The 16,873-nt window shown below is 68.1% G+C and carries 16 protein-coding genes; 4 read left to right on the plus strand and 12 right to left on the minus strand.

All coding sequences use genetic code 11. The features are described from left to right. Window positions 1–31: 31 nt before the first annotated feature. Complete coding sequence (locus JMF90_RS03310; RefSeq protein WP_011548314.1) at window positions 32–700, minus strand: O-methyltransferase; 669 nt, start codon at window positions 698–700, stop codon at window positions 32–34. Between the two features lie 149 nt (window positions 701–849). On the opposite strand from JMF90_RS03310, the gene JMF90_RS03315 reads away from it, so the two are divergent. After that, on the plus strand, window positions 850–2,145 hold the full coding sequence (locus JMF90_RS03315) for an O-acetylhomoserine aminocarboxypropyltransferase/cysteine synthase family protein (RefSeq protein WP_011548315.1): 1,296 nt from the start codon (window positions 850–852) through the stop codon (window positions 2,143–2,145). A gap of 165 nt (window positions 2,146–2,310) precedes the next feature. After that, on the plus strand, window positions 2,311–3,036 hold the full coding sequence (locus tag JMF90_RS03320) for a ZIP family metal transporter (RefSeq protein WP_011548316.1): 726 nt from the start codon (window positions 2,311–2,313) through the stop codon (window positions 3,034–3,036). 22 nt (window positions 3,037–3,058) lie between these two features. On the opposite strand, the gene JMF90_RS03325 is transcribed toward JMF90_RS03320, so the two are convergent. After that, window positions 3,059–3,547, minus strand: coding sequence for a hypothetical protein (locus tag JMF90_RS03325; protein ID WP_011548317.1), 489 nt, complete (start codon window positions 3,545–3,547; stop codon window positions 3,059–3,061). A 61-nt stretch (window positions 3,548–3,608) separates the two neighbouring features. Next, complete coding sequence (locus tag JMF90_RS03330) at window positions 3,609–3,884, minus strand: DUF4148 domain-containing protein (RefSeq protein WP_011548318.1); 276 nt, start codon at window positions 3,882–3,884, stop codon at window positions 3,609–3,611. Between the two features lie 315 nt (window positions 3,885–4,199). On the opposite strand from JMF90_RS03330, the gene JMF90_RS03335 reads away from it, so the two are divergent. Then, complete coding sequence (locus JMF90_RS03335) at window positions 4,200–5,360, plus strand: porin (RefSeq protein ID WP_011548319.1); 1,161 nt, start codon at window positions 4,200–4,202, stop codon at window positions 5,358–5,360. A 200-nt stretch (window positions 5,361–5,560) separates the two neighbouring features. Here JMF90_RS03335 and JMF90_RS03340 read toward each other — a convergent pair whose 3' ends face one another. Then, window positions 5,561–5,887, minus strand: coding sequence for a hypothetical protein (locus JMF90_RS03340; RefSeq protein WP_011548320.1), 327 nt, complete (start codon window positions 5,885–5,887; stop codon window positions 5,561–5,563). A gap of 206 nt (window positions 5,888–6,093) precedes the next feature. On the opposite strand from JMF90_RS03340, the gene JMF90_RS03345 reads away from it, so the two are divergent. Continuing rightward, window positions 6,094–6,381: a DUF4148 domain-containing protein gene (locus tag JMF90_RS03345; RefSeq protein WP_011548321.1), complete on the plus strand. Its 288-nt coding sequence runs from the start codon at window positions 6,094–6,096 to the stop codon at window positions 6,379–6,381. Window positions 6,382–6,460: 79 nt separating this feature from the next. Here the strand turns inward: JMF90_RS03345 and JMF90_RS03350 are convergent, their stop codons facing one another. From JMF90_RS03350 to pnuC, 8 genes are all read right to left on the minus strand, one after another. After that, entirely contained in the window at window positions 6,461–7,885 is a 1,425-nt protein-coding gene (locus tag JMF90_RS03350) for a heavy metal sensor histidine kinase (RefSeq protein WP_011548322.1), read from the minus strand. Further along, window positions 7,882–8,565 carry a heavy metal response regulator transcription factor IrlR gene (irlR, locus tag JMF90_RS03355; RefSeq protein ID WP_006490455.1) on the minus strand — a complete coding sequence of 228 codons (684 nt, stop codon included), beginning with the start codon at window positions 8,563–8,565 and terminating at the stop codon, window positions 7,882–7,884. Before irlR ends, JMF90_RS03350 begins: the two co-directional genes overlap by 4 nt. Then, a complete protein-coding gene (locus JMF90_RS03360) occupies window positions 8,565–11,777 on the minus strand; it encodes an efflux RND transporter permease subunit (protein WP_011548324.1) in 3,213 nt (1,070 codons plus the stop codon). Before JMF90_RS03360 ends, irlR begins: the two co-directional genes overlap by 1 nt. Then, complete coding sequence (locus JMF90_RS39960; protein ID WP_155295626.1) at window positions 11,770–11,913, minus strand: hypothetical protein; 144 nt, start codon at window positions 11,911–11,913, stop codon at window positions 11,770–11,772. The genes JMF90_RS03360 and JMF90_RS39960 overlap by 8 nt, the downstream gene beginning before the upstream one ends. Further along, window positions 11,906–13,375, minus strand: a complete 1,470-nt coding sequence (locus JMF90_RS03365; protein WP_011548325.1) for an efflux RND transporter periplasmic adaptor subunit — start codon at window positions 13,373–13,375, stop codon at window positions 11,906–11,908. Before JMF90_RS03365 ends, JMF90_RS39960 begins: the two co-directional genes overlap by 8 nt. A gap of 26 nt (window positions 13,376–13,401) precedes the next feature. Beyond that, window positions 13,402–14,721 carry a TolC family protein gene (locus JMF90_RS03370; protein ID WP_011548326.1) on the minus strand — a complete coding sequence of 440 codons (1,320 nt, stop codon included), beginning with the start codon at window positions 14,719–14,721 and terminating at the stop codon, window positions 13,402–13,404. A 243-nt stretch (window positions 14,722–14,964) separates the two neighbouring features. Beyond that, window positions 14,965–16,155: a phosphotransferase enzyme family protein gene (locus JMF90_RS03375; RefSeq protein WP_011548327.1), complete on the minus strand. Its 1,191-nt coding sequence runs from the start codon at window positions 16,153–16,155 to the stop codon at window positions 14,965–14,967. A gap of 36 nt (window positions 16,156–16,191) precedes the next feature. Continuing rightward, window positions 16,192–16,836, minus strand: coding sequence for a nicotinamide riboside transporter PnuC (gene pnuC, locus JMF90_RS03380; RefSeq protein WP_006479634.1), 645 nt, complete (start codon window positions 16,834–16,836; stop codon window positions 16,192–16,194). Between the last annotated feature and the right edge of the window lie 37 nt (window positions 16,837–16,873).

Raw genomic sequence — 16,873 nt, forward strand, 5'->3', positions numbered from 1 at the left:
TGCGGCAGCCAACCCGCACTGACGCACCACGTCACGCGCCGACGATCGAGATCGAGAACCCGTCCCAGCCCTTCTGCCCGACCGTCTGCACGGCTGTCGTCGCGAGCGCCGGCTCGGCCACGAGGCGCGCGAACCCCTCGCGCACGCCGACCACGTCCGGCTCGCGATTGTCCGGATCGGCCACGCGCCCATTGCGCACGACGTTGTCGACGACGATCACCGTGCCGGGCCGCGACAGCTTCAGCGCCGCGTCGAGATAAACGGCGTTGTTGTCCTTGTCCGCATCGATGAAGATGAAGTCGAACGGCGCCTCCCCGGCGTCGATGAGCCGCGCAAGACTATCCTTCGCGCTGCCGACCACCACCGACACGACTTGCGCAAACCCGGCGCGCGCGATGTTCTCCGTCGCGACCTTCGCATGTGCCGGGTTCAGCTCGAGCGTCATCAGCGAGCCGCCCGGCGGCAATGCGCGTGCCAGCCAGATCGTGCTGTAGCCGCCGAGCGTGCCGACTTCGAGAATCCGTCGCGCGCCGCGGATCGTCGCGAGCAGTTGCAGCAGCTTGCCCTGGTTCGGCGCGACGTTGATCGCCGGCAGCCCGGCCGCGTCGCTCGCCGCGAGCGCGGCGTCGAGCACGGCGTCGGACGGCACGAGCGTCGCCGAGAAATACGCATCCACCTGGTTCCACCGATCCTGATTCATCGCGCACCTATCGTTTGCGGAAAAGGGCATTCTATGCGCCGCGCGCCCATAAGCAACCCACCATTCGTTCTAAGGGCAGCGGCACACGTGCTCCTATAATCGCCGGACGGCAGGCCCCCTCGACCTTCACAACAACAAACGGAGCACCCATGACCGATCAGGCCCATTCGAACTGGCGTCTCGAAACCATCGCCGTGCACGGCGGTTATCGTCCCGACCCGACCACGCGCGCGGTCGCCGTCCCGATCTACCAGACCGTTGCGTACGCATTCGACGACACGCAGCACGGCGCCGACCTGTTCGACCTGAAGGTCCAGGGCAACATCTACACTCGGATCATGAACCCGACGACGGACGTGCTCGAGCAGCGGATCGCCGCGCTCGAGGGCGGCATCGGCACGCTCGCGCTCGCGTCGGGGCAAGCCGCCGTCACATACGCGATCCAGACGATCGCCGAAGCCGGCGACAACATCGTGTCCGCGAGTTCGCTGTACGGCGGCACCTACAACCTGTTCGCGCACACGCTGCCGCAATACGGGATCACCACGCGCTTCGCCGACCCGCGCGATCCTTCCTCGTTCGAACCGCTGATCGACGCGCGCACGAAGGCGATCTTCGCGGAATCGGTCGGCAACCCGCTCGGCAACGTCACCGACATCGCCGCGCTCGCGGAGGTCGCGCATCGCCACGGCATTCCGCTGATCGTCGACAACACGGTGCCGTCGCCGTACCTGCTGCGCCCGTTCGAGCACGGCGCGGACATCGTCGTGCATTCGCTGACGAAGTATCTCGGCGGGCACGGCACGAGCCTCGGTGGCGCGATCGTCGATTCGGGCAAATTCCCGTGGGCCGAGCACGCGGACCGCTTCAAGCGGCTGAACGAGCCGGACGTCAGCTATCACGGCGTCGTCTATACCGAAGCGTTCGGGCCGGCCGCGTATATCGGCCGCGCCCGCGTGGTGCCGCTGCGCAACATGGGCGCGGCGATCTCGCCGTTCAACGCGTTCCAGATCCTGCAGGGGATCGAGACGCTCGCGCTGCGGGTCGAGCGGATCAGCGACAACGCGCTGAAGATCGCGCAGCATCTCGCGCGCCACGAGCACGTCGAATGGGTGAACTATGCGGGCCTGCCCGATCACCCCGATCATCCGCTCGTCGTCCGCTACCTGTCGGGCCGGGCGCCGGGCATCCTGACATTCGGTGTGAAAGGCGGCCGCGACGGCGGTGCGAAGTTCCAGGATGCGCTGAAGCTGTTCACGCGGCTCGTGAACATCGGCGATACCAAGTCGCTCGCAACGCACCCGGCCTCCACCACGCATCGGCAGTTGTCGCCGGCCGAACTCGCGAAGGCCGGCGTGAAGGAGGAAACGGTGCGGCTGTCGATCGGCATCGAGCATATCGACGACCTGCTCGCCGATCTCGACCAGGCGCTCGCGCAGCTTTGACCGCAACGGGCGCGCCGGCCCCTTGCCGGTGCGTCCGCATCAAACCGCTTGACTCTGGAGCGGCTTCAAGGTGTTCAATCCCCCGGTTGACGCCGGGGCAATGCCCGGCGCGTACGATCGTGCCACGCGGCTTCCGCTGCCGCACACCAACCGCTGAGAGGACTCATGACACCGACCGCGAAGCTTGCGTTGCTCACGTTACCGCCCGTGCTGGCGGCCTGTTTCGGCGCCCTCGCGGCCGCATGGCGCGCGCCCGGCCCGAAAACGTCGAGCGTGATCCAGCATTTCACCGGCGGCATCGTGTTCGCGGCCGCCGCGCTCGAACTGCTGCCGCAGGACCGCGCGCATGCGCTGTTTCCAGTCGTCGTCGGTTTCGTGCTCGGCATCGCGCTGATGCTGGCGATCCGCGCGCTGTCGGGCGCGATCGAAACGCGCTTCGAGGAAGCCCGTTTGCCGGTGAGCCTGATCATCGTCACCGCGATCGACCTCGTCGTCGACGGCCTGGTGCTCGGCATCGCCTTTTCCGCGAGCGACGAAAGCGGCATCATCCTGACCGTTGCTCTAACGCTCGAGGTGCTGTTCCTCGCGCTGTCGGTCAGCGCGGCGCTGGCCGCGGCCGGCGTCGGCCGCATGCTGGCGATCGTCGTGCCGGTCGCGCTGGCGGCGCTGCTGAGCGTCGCGGCCGTTGCCGGCAATGCGGCATTCGCCGGGCTGCCGGCGAATATCTATGCAGCGCTCCTGGGCCTGGGCACCGTCGCGCTGTTGTACCTCGTCACCGAGGAATTGCTGGTCGAAGCCCACGAGGTGCCCGAAACGCCGTTCGCGACGGCCGCGTTCTTCATCGGCTTCATCGTGTTCTTCCTGATCGAAGGATCGGTGAAGGCCGGGTAAGCCGCGCACGACGGCGCGGCGCTTACCAGGTCGTCGCGCCGGTCGGATAGGTGTCGACGATGCGCGTGCCGTTGACCGGCGTGACACCCGCGTTGCGCAGTGCGGCCCACAGGTCGATCGCATGTTCGCGTGATTTTCGGCTGCCATCGTCGGTCAGCACGTTCAACGCGATCACTTCGTCGCGCGTCGTCAGCTGCAGTTGCTCCTTCAGCTTGCGCGATTGATGCGACGCGGTACGGACGTCGCCGAGCACGATCCGTTTCTCGTCGCCCGCATCGGCCGGCACGAACGTCAACCGGCCGTTGTCGACCTCACATTGCCCGCGCGCGAACGTCGCGGTCCACGCACCGGCCGGCACTGCAGCGAATTCGCAGCGCATCCGCTCGTTCGCGCGGCGGCCGACGTCGTGCGCCGGCGCGTGCGACAGCGCACGTTCCGGCCAGCCGGCCGCCATCGCGGCCGTCGACATCAGACACACCGCCAGTACGATTCCTTTCGCGACATGGCGCATCGCGCTCTCCTTTCCGTAAAGGCAACCGGCGGGCGTCATGCCGGCCGCCGCAAGTGAACGATCAAAGCACCGCGAAGCGGTTGTCGTGCGCATCGACCATCGGCGTCTTCTCGCCGCGATGAACGGTCGAGCGATGAATCTCCTGATTGCGCGCGACGGCGGCCGGGCTCGCCGGATAGTCGTGATTCGGGCTCGGGATCACGCCGTCGTGGCGCGCACGCACGAGTTCCTGAATCACTTCCTGGCGGCTCTTCGGCTGCGCGGCCACAGCCTGCGAGAAGGCGGCAATCGACAGCGCGGCGGCGGCAATGGCGATCAGCGGACGCGGAATGTTCATGGGGTGGGCTCCTTACTGGAATTCCGTGACAGGAGCCTTCACTTTGATCCCGCGGCGGTGCGGATGCGTGACCGCTTCATGACGTTTTCGTCACCGTCCACGCCTCTTGTACATCGCAGTACGAATGAAAATCACCGCATGTTTCCGCACGCATGACACCGCGATGACATTTTTCTCATTTGTCCCTCACCTCCACGATCCGAACGCTTTCCAGAATCGCCAGCGCAATCGCGATATGCCGGCCCGTCGCTGCCACGCGCGGCGCCTGCATCGAACGATGCACGAAACGTTCATCTTGAACTTCAGGGACACACCATGAAAACTCCAGTTCGAATCGTCATGATGTCAGGGGCGCTGCTGACGGCCGCGCACGCGGCTCATGCAACGGAAGTCACGCTGTACGGCCTGTTCGATACATCGCTGACGGTTGTGTGGAATGCCGATGCACAAGGCAGGAACCTCGTCGGCCTCGGCAACGGCAACCTGCTCGGCAACCGCTTCGGCGTGAAAGGCGCGGAAGATCTCGGCGGCGGGCTGAAAGCGATCTTCACGCTGGAAAACGGCTTCAACCCGAACACCGGCGCGCTCGGGCAAGGCAACCGGATGTTCGGCCGGCAGGCGTTCGTCGGGCTGGAAAGCGCTCGCTGGGGAACACTCACGCTCGGCCGCCAGTACGACGCGCTCGCCGATGTCGCGTGGCCGATCACCGGCGATTTCTACTTCGGCAGCGTGTACGCGACGCCCGGCGACGTCGACAACTACGACACGTCGTCGCGCACCGACAACGCGGTGAAGTACACGTCACCCGTGGTCGGCGGCTTCCAGTTCGTCGGCATGTACGCGCTCGGCGGCGTGGCCGGCAAGAGCGGCGCCGGCCAAACCTGGTCGGCCGGCCTGTCGTACAACCATGGCCCGTTCGACGCGGCGGGCGGCTACTACTATGCGGCCAACCGCGCCTCGCTCGCGAACGGCGTCCGGACCGGCTGGAACGGCACGTCGGACGGCACGTTCGACGGGTCGCTGGTCAACGGCGGCTACCTCTCGGCGAAGTCGATCGGCATCGCACGCGGCGCGTTGCGCTACACCTTCGCGCCGTTCACGATCGGTATCGATTACAGCAATGCGCAGTACAAGGCCGATGCGATGACGGCCTTTCGCAGCACGCAGAAATACGACACCGCGCGCGGGTTCTTCAACTATCAGGCAACCGCGAGCCTGCTCGTCGGCGTCGGCTACAGCTACACGAAGGCCCGCGGCGATACGAGCGCGACCTACCATCAGGTGTCCGCCGGCGCCGACTACGTGCTGTCCAAGCGCACCGATCTCTATGCGGTCGGCGCGTGGCAACGCGCGAACGGCGAACAGCGCACGCTCGACGGCGGCACGCAGGCGGCGCAGGCGTCGATCGGCTCGTACGGCTACGGCGGCACGCGCACGCAGGGCATCCTCAATCTCGGTTTGCGCCACCGCTTCTGAGCGAGGCAGCCGACCCTGCGCGCTGCGTGACGAAAATGTCATGTTCCGATCAGGTTCGCGATGCGTCGCGTCGCTACGATCGGCACGGTATCGGGCCCTGCCCGTTCCCGTCCACGCAGCGGGTCGCTGCCGCACGGCACGATCACGCGTTAGGCCCGGGCTCTTCGAGTGCCGGGCCGTTTTTTATGCGTGTCCGACGCTCACGGCGCGGAATCGCGCAGCGGGTACACGCACGGATGCGTTTTCACGTACAGGTTCGGATTGCCGCAGCGATGCCCGGCATAGTCGATTTGCTCGCCCGGCGCCAGGTCGGCCGGCACGGGCTTGCGCGCGGCGCCGTAAGTGGCCGTGGTGTCGGAACGTGTCGATGCGCAGCCCGCGAACAGTGGGGCAATCAGGACTGCGATCAAGGCGAGGCGAATGGCGGGACGAGGCAATTTTCGGTCCGGAATGAAGGTCTGAACGGCGCCGCCCGCGATCGATGCGGCTATCGCGATCGGCACGAATGCCGCCGGCGCATCGGCCAACGGCAGGCTTCATGTTCCGCTCCCCGCTCATCGCATCCATGACGCGAACATGACGGTTGCGTCATGTCGACCGAGTCCGCATGACGCCTTCTTGCCCCCCGCAATCTGACGCATTTTTCATCTCGCGATCACGATCACGCACGGCTGCTTTCGCATACTGGGTCCATGGTTCGCCACCCGGCGGCCCTGATCAAGGAGAGCACTCGATGAAAACGGCAAAATTCGCAGCACTGTTCGTCACCGCCACGCTGTCGCTCGGCATGGCCACGCAGGCCGCGTTCGCCCAAACGCAAACGCAGGGCAAGTCCCGCACGCAGGTGGTCAACGAACTGAAGCAGGCGCAGCACGACGGCGTCGTGCCGATCAGCAAGACGCAGTACCCGCCGACCGGCGAGATCGTCGCGCGCAACAAGGAGCTTCACGGGATTTCGGTGCATGGCGGCGAGAAGAAGCCGCAGACCGACAACCACGACAACCTGACCGCGAAGCAATGATGGCGGGCCACATGGCCGCGGGCCGCGCACCGCGCGCGGCCGCCTCGCGGCGAACGCGCGGGCGTTCCCGCCCGCGCTGTCAGGTGCCGATGGCGGCCGGCCGTCCCGGTTCGGCCGGCCGTCGCGGAAAGCGCAGCCAGAAAGTCGTGCGGCGGCCCGGCTCGCTGTCGACGCCGCATTCGCCGCCGTGATTGTCCATGATCGACCGGACGATCGCGAGGCCGAGCCCCGTGCCCGACGCCGAATTGTGCCGCGACGGATCGACGCGATAAAAGCGCTCGAAAATCCGCCCGACATGCTCGGCGGCAATGCCGGGCCCCGTGTCGGACACGGCGATCGTCGTCGCACCGCCCTGCTCGACGCAATCGATCGTCACGACGCTGCCGCGCGGCGCATAAGTTAACGCATTCGACAGCAGGTTGCTCAACGCGCGCTGATACAGCGTCAGGTCCGCATCGACCCATGCGTGGCCGTCGACCTTCACGGTCACGCCTTCGTCTTCCGCCAGCGGCTCGTAGTAGCCGGCCACCCGCTCCGCCTCCTCCGCCGCATTTAGGCGCCGCACCCCGATCGACGTGCCGGCCTGTTCCGAACGCGCGAGAAACAGCATGTCCTCGATCATCCGCGACAGCCGCTGGTATTCGTCGATGCTCGACTCGATCACGCTCCGGTATTCGTCCGCGCTGCGCGGTTGCGACAGCACGACTTGCGCGGCCGCCTGCAGGTTCGTTAGCGGCGTGCGCATGTCGTGCGCGAGATTCGACGAGAACTGGCTCAGGCGCGTGAACGATTCGTTCAGCCGCGCGAGCATGCCGTTGAACGCATGCTCGAGCTCCTTCAGCTCGCCGGACGTATCGAGTTCCGGCAGCGGATGCGCGAGCCGGCTCGACGACATCTGCTCCGCGCGCGCCGCGAACCGCCGCAGCGGGCTCAGCCCGAGCGCGGCGATGCCGTATGCGATCGCGGCCGCAAGCACCACGCCGAACACCTCGATCACGACGATCGTATAGGCATGCGTGCGCAGCAGCAGCACGTCGGCGCTGCGATCGTACTGCACGGCGACGCGCACCACCGGCGCACCCGCGCCGGCGAGCGGCACGGTCGTCAGCAGATACTGGTGTCTTGCGCCGGGCGGGGCGATGCCGACCGGCACGCGCCCGGCGTTCGTCAACATCAGCGGCGCGTACGGACGGAAGCCGGGCGTGCCGACGAGGCGCGTACCGGCGGCATCGAAGATCGCGAGATCCATGTTCGGATGACCGTGCAACTGGTCGATCCAGATATCGGTGTTGCGCGCGACGTCGGCCGTCGTGCGCGCCTCGGCCAGGTGCGCCCCCAATGCGGCGGAAATACCGGCCATCTGCTCGGCTGCCGTCGTTTCGACACGGTTGCTCAGCGCTTCGTACAATGCGACGCCGCTCGACGCGAGGATCACCGACGTCGACAGGATAATCAGCGCGGTCAGCCGGCCGCGCAGCGTCCGCGGCAGCAGGCGCGCGATCATGCGGCCGCGCCGCCGCGCGCTTCGAGCACGTAGCCCATGCCGCGCACCGTATGGATCAGCTTCGGTTCGTACGCGTCGTCGATCTTCGAGCGCAGCCGGCGGATCGCCGAATCGACGACGTTCGTGTCGCTGTTGAAGTTCATGTCCCACACCTGCGACGCGATCGTCGCGCGCGGCAGGATCTCCCCTTCGCGACGCATCAGCAGCCACAGCAGCGCGAACTCCTTCGCGGTCAGCAGGATCGTGTCGCCCTGCCGCGTGGCCTTGCGGCGGGTCAGGTCAAGTTCGAGATCGGCCACGCGCAGCGTGTTCGAATCGCGCGGCTGGCCGCGCCGCAGAATCGACTTGATGCGCGCGGTCAGCTCGACGAAGTCGAACGGCTTCGCGAGATAGTCGTCCGCGCCGAGTTCGAGCCCCTTCACGCGATCGCCGACGTCGTCACGGGCAGTGAGGAACAGCACGGGCGTCGATTTGCTGCGCCGCAGGTTCTGCAGCAGCGTCCAGCCGTCCTGCCCGGGCAGCATCACGTCGAGCACGAGCAGGTCGTACTCCTCCGTTTCTGCCTGGTGCTGGCCCGTGATGCCGTCCTCGACCCAGTCGACAACGTAGCCGGCCTCGGTCAGACCCTTGCGCAGATACGCGCCCGTTTTCGGTTCATCCTCGACAATCAGAATTCGCATCACGCATTACCCTTGAAAAAACCCAGTCGGCGCAGCACGCCCGCGCCGAAGCCGCCGCGCAACGCCGCGCGCCACGACACCGCATGGCTGACCCGGTACAGCACCGGCAGCACCAGCAGCGTCAGCGCCGTGGACGACAGGATACCGCCGATCACGACCGTCGCGAGCGGGCGCTGCACCTCGGCGCCGGTGCCGGTCGCGAACGCCATCGGCAGGAAGCCGAGCGACGCGACCAGCGCGGTCATCAGCACGGGCCGCAGCCGCGTGAGCGCGCCGTCGTGCACCGCGGCATCGAGCGGCATGCCTTCGTCGCGCAGGTTACGGATGAACGAGATCATCACGAGACCATTGAGCACGGCCACGCCGGACAGCGCGATGAAGCCGACCGCCGCCGTGATCGACAGCGGAATCCCGCGCAGCCACAGCGACACGACGCCGCCGCTCAGCGCGAACGGAATGCCGGTAAACACCAGCAGCCCGTCCTTCACGTTGTTGAACATCACGAACAGCAGCACGAACACCATGAACAGCGCGAGCGGCACGACGAGCTTCAGGCGCTCGCTCGCGCTTTGCAACTGCTCGAACTGCCCGCCCCACGACACCCAGTACCCGGCCGGCACGCGCACGTCCTGCTGCAACTGCTCGCGCGCATCGGCGACGAACGAACCGACGTCGCGGCCGCGCACGTTCGCGCTGACGACCACCCGCCGCTTGCCGTCCTCGCGGCTGATCTGGTTCGGGCCGGGGGCCACGTCGATCGTCGCGAGCTCCGCGAGCGGCACGTACGGCGCCGCCGCGAGCGGCGCGCTGGCGCCGGCGGCCGGCGCGGGCAGCGCGATCGGCAGCCGCTTGATCGCCTCGATGTCGGAGCGCAGTTCGTCGGGCAGCCGCACGACAATGTCGAAGCGGCGGTCGCCCTGGAACAGCGTGCCGGCCTTCTGCCCGCCGACGGCCGCGGCCACCGAATCCTGGAGATCGGCGACGCTCACGCCGTAGCGCGCGAGCTTGTCGCGGTCGAGGTTGACGGTCAGCACCGGCAGGCCCGTGGTCTGCTCGACCTTCACCTCCGACGCGCCCGGCACCTTCTGCAACGCGGCCGCGATCTGCTCGCCGGTCTGGTTCAGCACGGCCATGTCGTCGCCGAAGATCTTCACGGCGACGTCGCTGCGCACGCCCGAGATCAGTTCGTTGAAGCGCAGCTGGATCGGCTGCGAGAACTCGTACGCGTTGCCCGGCAGCTCGGCGAGCGCTTCCTCGATCTCCCGCACGAGCTGGTCGCGCGGCTTCTTCGGGTCGGGCCACGTGTCGGCCGGCTTCAGCATGATGTAGCCGTCCGACAGGTTCGGCGGCATCGGGTCGGCCGCGATCTCGGCCGTCCCGGTGCGCGCGAACACGCGCTCGATCTCGGGGAAGCGCGCCTTCAGCGTCTTCTCGATCGACTTCTGCATCTCGACCGACTGCGACAGGCTCGTGCCGGGAATCCGCAGCGCGGACACGGCAAGATCGCCCTCGTTGAGGCTCGGAATGAACTCGCTGCCGAGCCGCGTCGCGAGCCCTAGCGTGACCAGCACGATCGCGCCCGCCCCGATCATCACGCGCGCCGGACGCGTCATGAACGCGGCGAGCACCGGTTCGTACGCTCGCCGCGCCCAGCCCATCAACCGGTTCTCCTTCTCCTCGACCCGCTCGCCGATGAACAACGCGACGGCCGCCGGAATGAACGTGACGGTCAGCACCATCGCGGCGGCGAGCGCCATTACGACGGTGATCGCCATCGGGTGGAACATCTTGCCTTCGACGCCGGTCAGCGCAAAGATCGGCAGGTACACGACCATGATGATCAGTTGCCCGAAGATCAGCGCTCGGCGCGCCTCCTGCGATGCGCCGAACACTTCGGCAAAGCGCTCGTCGCGCGTGAGCGGCCGGCCGGCTGCCGACTGCGCATGCGCGAGCCGCCGCACGCAGTTCTCGACGATCACCACCGCGCCGTCGACGATGATCCCGAAGTCGAGCGCGCCGAGGCTCATCAGGTTCGCGCTCACCTTCGCGTTGACCATGCCGGTGAAGGTCATCAGCATCGACAGCGGGATCACGAGCGCGGTGATCAGCGCCGCGCGGATGTTGCCGAGAAACAGGAACAGCACGGCGATCACGAGCACCGCGCCTTCGAGCAGGTTCTTCTTCACGGTGGCGACGGCCTTCTCGACCAGCACCGTGCGGTCGTACACCGGAATCGCCTTCACGCCGGCCGGCAGCGTGCGGTTCACGTCCTCCATCTTCGCGGCGACGGCCTTCGACACCGTCCGGCTGTTCTCGCCCATCAGCATGAAGACCGTGCCGAGCACGACTTCCTCGCCGTTCGACGTCGCGGCGCCGGTGCGCAGTTCGCGGCCGATGTCGACCACGCCGACGTCCTTCATCCGCACCGGCACGCCGCCCACGTTGGTCAGCACGATGTTCGCGATGTCGTCGACGGTGCGCGCCTGGCCCGGCACGCGCACCAGATACTGCTCGCCGCGCTTTTCGATGTAGCCGGCGCCGACGTTGTCGTTGTTGCGCTCCAGCGCGCGCACGACGTCGGCAAGCGTCAGCCCGTACGACATCAGCTTCGCCGGATTCGGCGCGACGCGGTATTCCTTCACGTAGCCGCCGATCGAGTTGACCTCGGTCACGCCGCGCACGTTGCGCAGTTGCGGCCGCACGACCCAGTCCTGCAGCTCGCGCAGGTCGGCCGCCGTATAGCGCGTGCCGTCGGGCTTGCGCGCGTTGGCGTCGGCCTCGACGGTCCACAGGTAGATCTCGCCGAGGCCGGTCGACGTCGGCCCCATCGCGGGCGCGATGCCGGGCGGCAGCTTGTCCTTCGCTTCCTGGATGCGCTCGTTGACGAGCTGCCGCGCGAAGTAGATGTCGGTGCCGTCCTTGAAGATCACGGTGACCTGCGACAGCCCGTAGCGCGAGATCGAGCGCGTCTGCTCCAGCCCCGGCAGCCCGGCCATCACGGTCTCGACCGGATAGGTGATGCGCTGCTCGGCCTCGAGCGGCGAGTAGCCGGGCGCGGACGTGTTGATCTGCACCTGCACGTTCGTGATGTCGGGCACCGCGTCGATCGGCAGCCGCTGGTAGCTGAACACGCCGAGCGCGGCCACGGCCGCGATCGCCAGCATCACCAGCCAGCGATGCGCAATCGCAAAGCGGATCAGGCGCTCAAACATGTCGGGATTCCTTGAAACGGGGCACGGTCGGCCGCACCGGACGGGCTGCGCGGCCGGTCACCCGGCCGACCGGAAAGCAGGCCGCATAGCGGGCCGCCAGTCGCGCCACGGCGCACGCGTATTGCTGCTCATTCATGTTCCGCGCTCCCCTTGCCGAGCTCCGCCTTCAGCACGAAACTGTTCGACACCGCGTATTCCTGGCCGGGCTTGAGCCCCTTCAGCACCTCGGTCGCGCGTTCGTCGCGCCGCCCGGTTTCGACCGCCTGCGCGACGAAGCCCTTCGGCGAGCGCACGAACACCGACGGCGCACCGTCGACGTCCTGCAACGCGTCGCTCGCGACCGCGAGCGGCACGGCCTGCCTGCCCGCGTCGACCGACACGTTCACGAACATTCCCGGGCGCCACACGCGATCCGGGTTCGGCAGCACGACGCGCGCCGGCGCGGTGCGCGTCTGCTCGCCGAGCAGCGACCCCACGTACGCGATCGGGCCGCTCGAACGCGATTCGAACGCGGTCGCGCTCACCGTGGCATCGCGACCGACGCGCACGTCGTTGAGCCGCTGCGCGGGCACCGCCATCTCGGCCCACACGGTCGACAGGTCGGAGATCACGAACATGCTCGCGTCGGCGGCAATCGCCTCGCCGGGCGTCGCATGCTTCTCGACGATCGTGCCCGCGAACGGCGCGCGCAGTTCATAACGGTTCAGCGCGCCCGCGCCGACCGGCGCATTCAGCGCGGCGAGCTTCTGCCGCGCGTTCTGCACGGCGATCTCGGCCTCGCGCAACTGCACCTGCGCCTGCTGGTAATCCTGCTCGGCCGAAATGCGCTCCTTCCACAGCGTGCGTTCGCGTTCGTAGGTTGCGCGCGCACCCGACAGCCGGCGCTCGGCCGTCAGCAGCTCGCTGCGGCGGTCGGCCAGATCGGTGCTCGCGATCACGGCGAGCACCTGCCCTTTCGCGACGTTCTGGCCGAGCGATACCGACACCTGCTCGACGATGCCGGCCACGCGCGGCACCACGTGCGCGGTGCGATCCTCGTTGAACTTGATTTCGCCGGGAAGCTGGAACGGCGTCGCGATCTGTGCGGGGCCGGCTTTCGCGAGCGCGATCTTCGACGTCGCCAGTTGCGCGTCGGTCAGCGCGATCGCGCCGTCGGCGCGCGCGAACGGGAACGACGCGGCGTCGTTGCCGGCCTTTACGTCGATCGTCGCATCGAACACGTGCGGCTTCGCGATCGGCTGCGCGGACACGAACTTCTGGCCGGCCGCGTCGAATCGCAACGGCTCGTGCGTGCGGTCGTACCGCACCAGCGTGCCGGACACGGTCACGCCCTTGTCCACCGGCTTGCCGTCGACGAACGGATAGACGACGAGCCGCGCGTCGCCCGGCTTTTCCGTCATCACGATCTCGACGGACAGCTTGCCGCGCTTCAGCACGACACCGCCGCGCGCACCGGCGCCCTCGGCCGGCTGCGCGGCATCGGCGGCCGGCGGCGCCGATGCGCTGCTGCCGCCCCGCGTGACGGCGAGCGCGCCGATCACGATCCCTGCGCCGCCGAGCACGGCCGCCGCAATAACGAAGATTCTGCTGCGTGACATGATGATCCTTCAGGTAAGAGGAGCGCTCATTGCGCGACGGCCGCGAGCGGCGTGCCGACGAGCCGGCCGATATCGGCGCGGGCCGCATGGGCGCCGGCGAGCGCACGCACGTATTGCGATTGCCCCTGGAACAGCGTGCGCTGCGCGTCGAGCACATCGAGGAAGCTGAACTTCCCGAGTTCGTAGCCGCGCGACATCGCATCGAGCGCGAGACGCGCGGCCGGCAGGATGTCGACCTTCAGCCGCTGCGCTTCCTGCTCCGCGGCCTCGAAATTCGCGTATGCCTGCGTCAGTTCCAGCCGCAGGCGCGTGCGCTCGCGATCGAGATCGGCGTTTGCGCGCTCGGCCTTGTGCGTCGCCTCGAGCAGCGCACCCTTGTTCGTGTTGAACAGCGGAATCGGGATCGATACGCCGACCACGGCCTGGTTCTCGGGCACGCCGCCCGTGGTCACGCGCTTGAAGCCTGCACTGACCGTCACGTCCGGAATGCGCCGCGCGCGCTCCAGCGACACGGCTGCGTTCGAGCGCAGCATCTCGGCACGCGCGACCCGCGCGAGCGGCGCGTCGTCGAGTTGCACGGTCAGCGCGGACAGCGGCTCGACCGGCGGCACGGTTTCCAGGTCGCCGCGCACCGCGAGGCGGTCATCGCGCGCTTCGCCCATCACCGCGTTCAGCTTTTCGCGCGCGACCTCGACACGGCCACGCGCGGTCACGACTTCGATCTGCACGCCGGCCGCCGCCACCTGCGCCTTGGTCGCCTCGACCGGCGACACCTTGCCGGCCTGCGCGCGACGCCCCGCGAGATCCGCCGAGCGCGCCGCGATCGCGGCCGATTCCTCGGTCACCTGAAGCTGGCGCTGCGCGGCGAGCAGCCCGTAGAACGCGGCGATCACGTCGGCACGCACGGCCGCGCCCTGCTCGTCGAGCGACGCGTTGGCCGCCTCGCGGCCGTACGACGCCACGTCGAGCCGCGCGCGGCGCTTGCCGCCCAGTTCGATGGTCTGGTTGATCAATGCGGTCGACGTGCGTTCGGCGCGGCTGAAGCCCTCCTGCAGGAACGACACCTCAGGATTGGGCCGCGCGCCGGCCTGCATCAGCGCGCCGGCCGACGCATCGACATCCGCGCGTGCGCCGCGCAGCGCCGGATTGTTCCGCGCCGCGACCGCGAGCGCATCGGAGAGCGTCAATGACGACGCGGGGAGCGTATCGGATGGGGGAGCGCCGATCGGCGTCGCGCTGCTGGCGGCAGCGGCGCCCGGGCCCGGCGTCAGCAATGGCTGCGCATGAGCCGTCGCGACCATCACGAAGACGATGGCCGCGACGAGGTTGAGGTTGAGCTTGAGCATGTTCGGTTCTGCGGTAACGGTTCGCGACCGATGCTACGGACCGGCCGCAGTGCGAACATGAGGCGAAGATGATATTTCCGTCATGTTGGGCGTAGCCGTACGCAGACGTGCGGTGCCCTGTGGGGACGGCATCCCCTTTCGACGATCAGGAAGATTCAGTGAGCGCGCGGCGCGATGGCCGCACGAAAGAATGCAGAGGTTCGGAGATTTGACACGCGCAGGCCGTACGGCCCCGCACGTGAATCAGGTGATGCGTTGCTTCTCGCGCCGCCGCTGCTCGAGCCAATCGAGCAACTGCCGCCCGTCGCGTTCGCCGAACCACCGCGCATGCCCGATCAGGTAACCGTCGTACGCGATGTCGACGATCGCCGGCGCATCGATGATGCAGCCGAAATACGCGACTTCCGACAGCGCGAACTCCGTATGCACGATCGGCAAAAGCGCGACCAGCGCCGCATACGCGTCGTCGCTCAACGGTTCGAGCGATTCGTAGCCGTCGAGCAGCGCGTCGATCTGGTCGTATTCCACGCGCCGTGCATCGGCCGGCGCCATCCAGTCGACGGTATTGCGCTCGATCGCGAGCGCGAGATCCATCACCGCGCAGGTGCGGTCCGACAAGCCGAAATCGAGCACGGTGCGCACCTGCGCGCCGGGCCCCGCATCGGTCCACAGCAGGTTCGACGCGTGCCAGTCGCCGTGCGTCCACAGCGGCGCTAACGCAGGCAACAGCGGCACGAGGCGCGCGTGATACGGGCCGATCGCGTCGGCCACGTCGCCGCGCCAGTCGCGCGAGCCGAGCGCGCGCACCAGCAGCGGCTGCGCGTCGACCCAGCGTTCGAGCGCGCCCGCCAGATCGGTGGACGACAGCACCCGGAAACTCGACAGCAGCGTGCGCACGGGGCGCGCGGGCGCATCGTAGCCGGCCGACGCGCGATGCAGTTCGGCCAGCGCGCGGCCAGCCGCATACGCATGCGACGGATGCGTGAACGGCTGCCACGACATCACACCGCGATACGGATCGACGCCGGGCGCCAGCACGTGCACCTCGTAAGTCCACTCGCCGGACGCAAACGCGGTCGCACCGTTGCGATCGGCCAGCACGTCCACCACCGGCACGCCGCGCTCACGCAAATGCGCGATGAAGCGATGCTCTTCCTCCAGCCCCGCGACATCGCGCAGGCTCGCGTGATGACGCTTGACGAACAACCCGCGCCCGTCCGCCATCCGCACCAGTACCGCTGCCGCGAACTGCCGCGGGCTGTGCCACGTCAGCCGCACCGGCTCGCCCGCGCCGTCGATCCGCGCGAGCACGGCTGCCACTTCGTCGTGCGTGATCAGCGGCCAGTCGCGTTCGGCCTGCTCGCCGTCCACGCCGAATTGCGGCGGGGCGACGTCGCGCGACAGAGGGCCGTCCGGCTCGAGGGGGAATGACATGAACGACGTTGCTCCGTGGTTGAATCCGTGCGCGGATCAGCGCGCGCCGCCGCCCGATGCGAGCGGGCCGCCCGCGGCCGCGCGCAATGCGGCGGCCGTGCGGCTCCAGTCGCGCCAGCCGACGACGGCCAGCCCGATGAATAGCGCATAGAGCCCGGCCGTCAGATACAGTTCCTTGAACACGAACATCCCGACGTACACGACGTTCACGACGATCCACAGCCCCCACGACGCGATGTAGCGCCGCGCGGTCCAGTATTGGGCGACGAGGCTGAACGCGGTCAGCGACGCGTCGACGAACGGCAGCGCCGCATCGGTCCAGCGCGCCATCATCCCGCCGAGCAGCGCACTGCCGATGACCGCCGCGATCAGGTCGGGCAGCATCCTGAGCGGCCGCACGCCGGTCACGGGCGCGACGTCGCCGGCTGGCGCAGCCCCGCCGTCGGCACTACCGTCGGCCTCGCTCGCGCGCTGCGCGAGCCAGCGCTGCCAGCCGTACACCTGGAGCACCGCGAAGGCGCCCTGCAGCAGCATGTCCGAGTACAGCTTCGCGTCGAAGAAGATCCAGCCGTACAGCGCGACCGACGCGAGGCCGACCGGCCAGCACAGCATGCGCCGTTTCGCCGTCAACCAAATTGCGAGCGCGCTGACGATCACGCCGGCGATTTCGAGTGGGGACATCGTCTGTGCTCTCCTGATGAGCTGCCGCGGCCGCGCG

Origin of the sequence: Burkholderia sp. E168m23 (assembly GCF_016586125.1) — a bacterium.
Taxonomy (GTDB): domain Bacteria; phylum Pseudomonadota; class Gammaproteobacteria; order Burkholderiales; family Burkholderiaceae; genus Burkholderia; species Burkholderia orbicola.

Coding starts and splice junctions, on each gene's coding strand:
- JMF90_RS03315 (WP_011548315.1), top strand. CDS start 850: ATGACCGATCAGGCCCATTCGAACTGGCGTCTCGAAACCATCGCCGTG.
- JMF90_RS03335 (WP_011548319.1), top strand. CDS start 4,200: ATGAAAACTCCAGTTCGAATCGTCATGATGTCAGGGGCGCTGCTGACG.
- pnuC (WP_006479634.1), bottom strand. CDS start 16,836: ATGTCCCCACTCGAAATCGCCGGCGTGATCGTCAGCGCGCTCGCAATT.
- JMF90_RS03330 (WP_011548318.1), bottom strand. CDS start 3,884: ATGAACATTCCGCGTCCGCTGATCGCCATTGCCGCCGCCGCGCTGTCG.
- JMF90_RS03365 (WP_011548325.1), bottom strand. CDS start 13,375: ATGTCACGCAGCAGAATCTTCGTTATTGCGGCGGCCGTGCTCGGCGGC.
- JMF90_RS03345 (WP_011548321.1), top strand. CDS start 6,094: ATGAAAACGGCAAAATTCGCAGCACTGTTCGTCACCGCCACGCTGTCG.
- JMF90_RS03325 (WP_011548317.1), bottom strand. CDS start 3,547: ATGCGCCATGTCGCGAAAGGAATCGTACTGGCGGTGTGTCTGATGTCG.
- JMF90_RS39960 (WP_155295626.1), bottom strand. CDS start 11,913: ATGAATGAGCAGCAATACGCGTGCGCCGTGGCGCGACTGGCGGCCCGC.
- irlR (WP_006490455.1), bottom strand. CDS start 8,565: ATGCGAATTCTGATTGTCGAGGATGAACCGAAAACGGGCGCGTATCTG.
- JMF90_RS03370 (WP_011548326.1), bottom strand. CDS start 14,721: ATGCTCAAGCTCAACCTCAACCTCGTCGCGGCCATCGTCTTCGTGATG.
- JMF90_RS03360 (WP_011548324.1), bottom strand. CDS start 11,777: ATGTTTGAGCGCCTGATCCGCTTTGCGATTGCGCATCGCTGGCTGGTG.
- JMF90_RS03310 (WP_011548314.1), bottom strand. CDS start 700: ATGAATCAGGATCGGTGGAACCAGGTGGATGCGTATTTCTCGGCGACG.
- JMF90_RS03375 (WP_011548327.1), bottom strand. CDS start 16,155: ATGTCATTCCCCCTCGAGCCGGACGGCCCTCTGTCGCGCGACGTCGCC.
- JMF90_RS03320 (WP_011548316.1), top strand. CDS start 2,311: ATGACACCGACCGCGAAGCTTGCGTTGCTCACGTTACCGCCCGTGCTG.
- JMF90_RS03350 (WP_011548322.1), bottom strand. CDS start 7,885: ATGATCGCGCGCCTGCTGCCGCGGACGCTGCGCGGCCGGCTGACCGCG.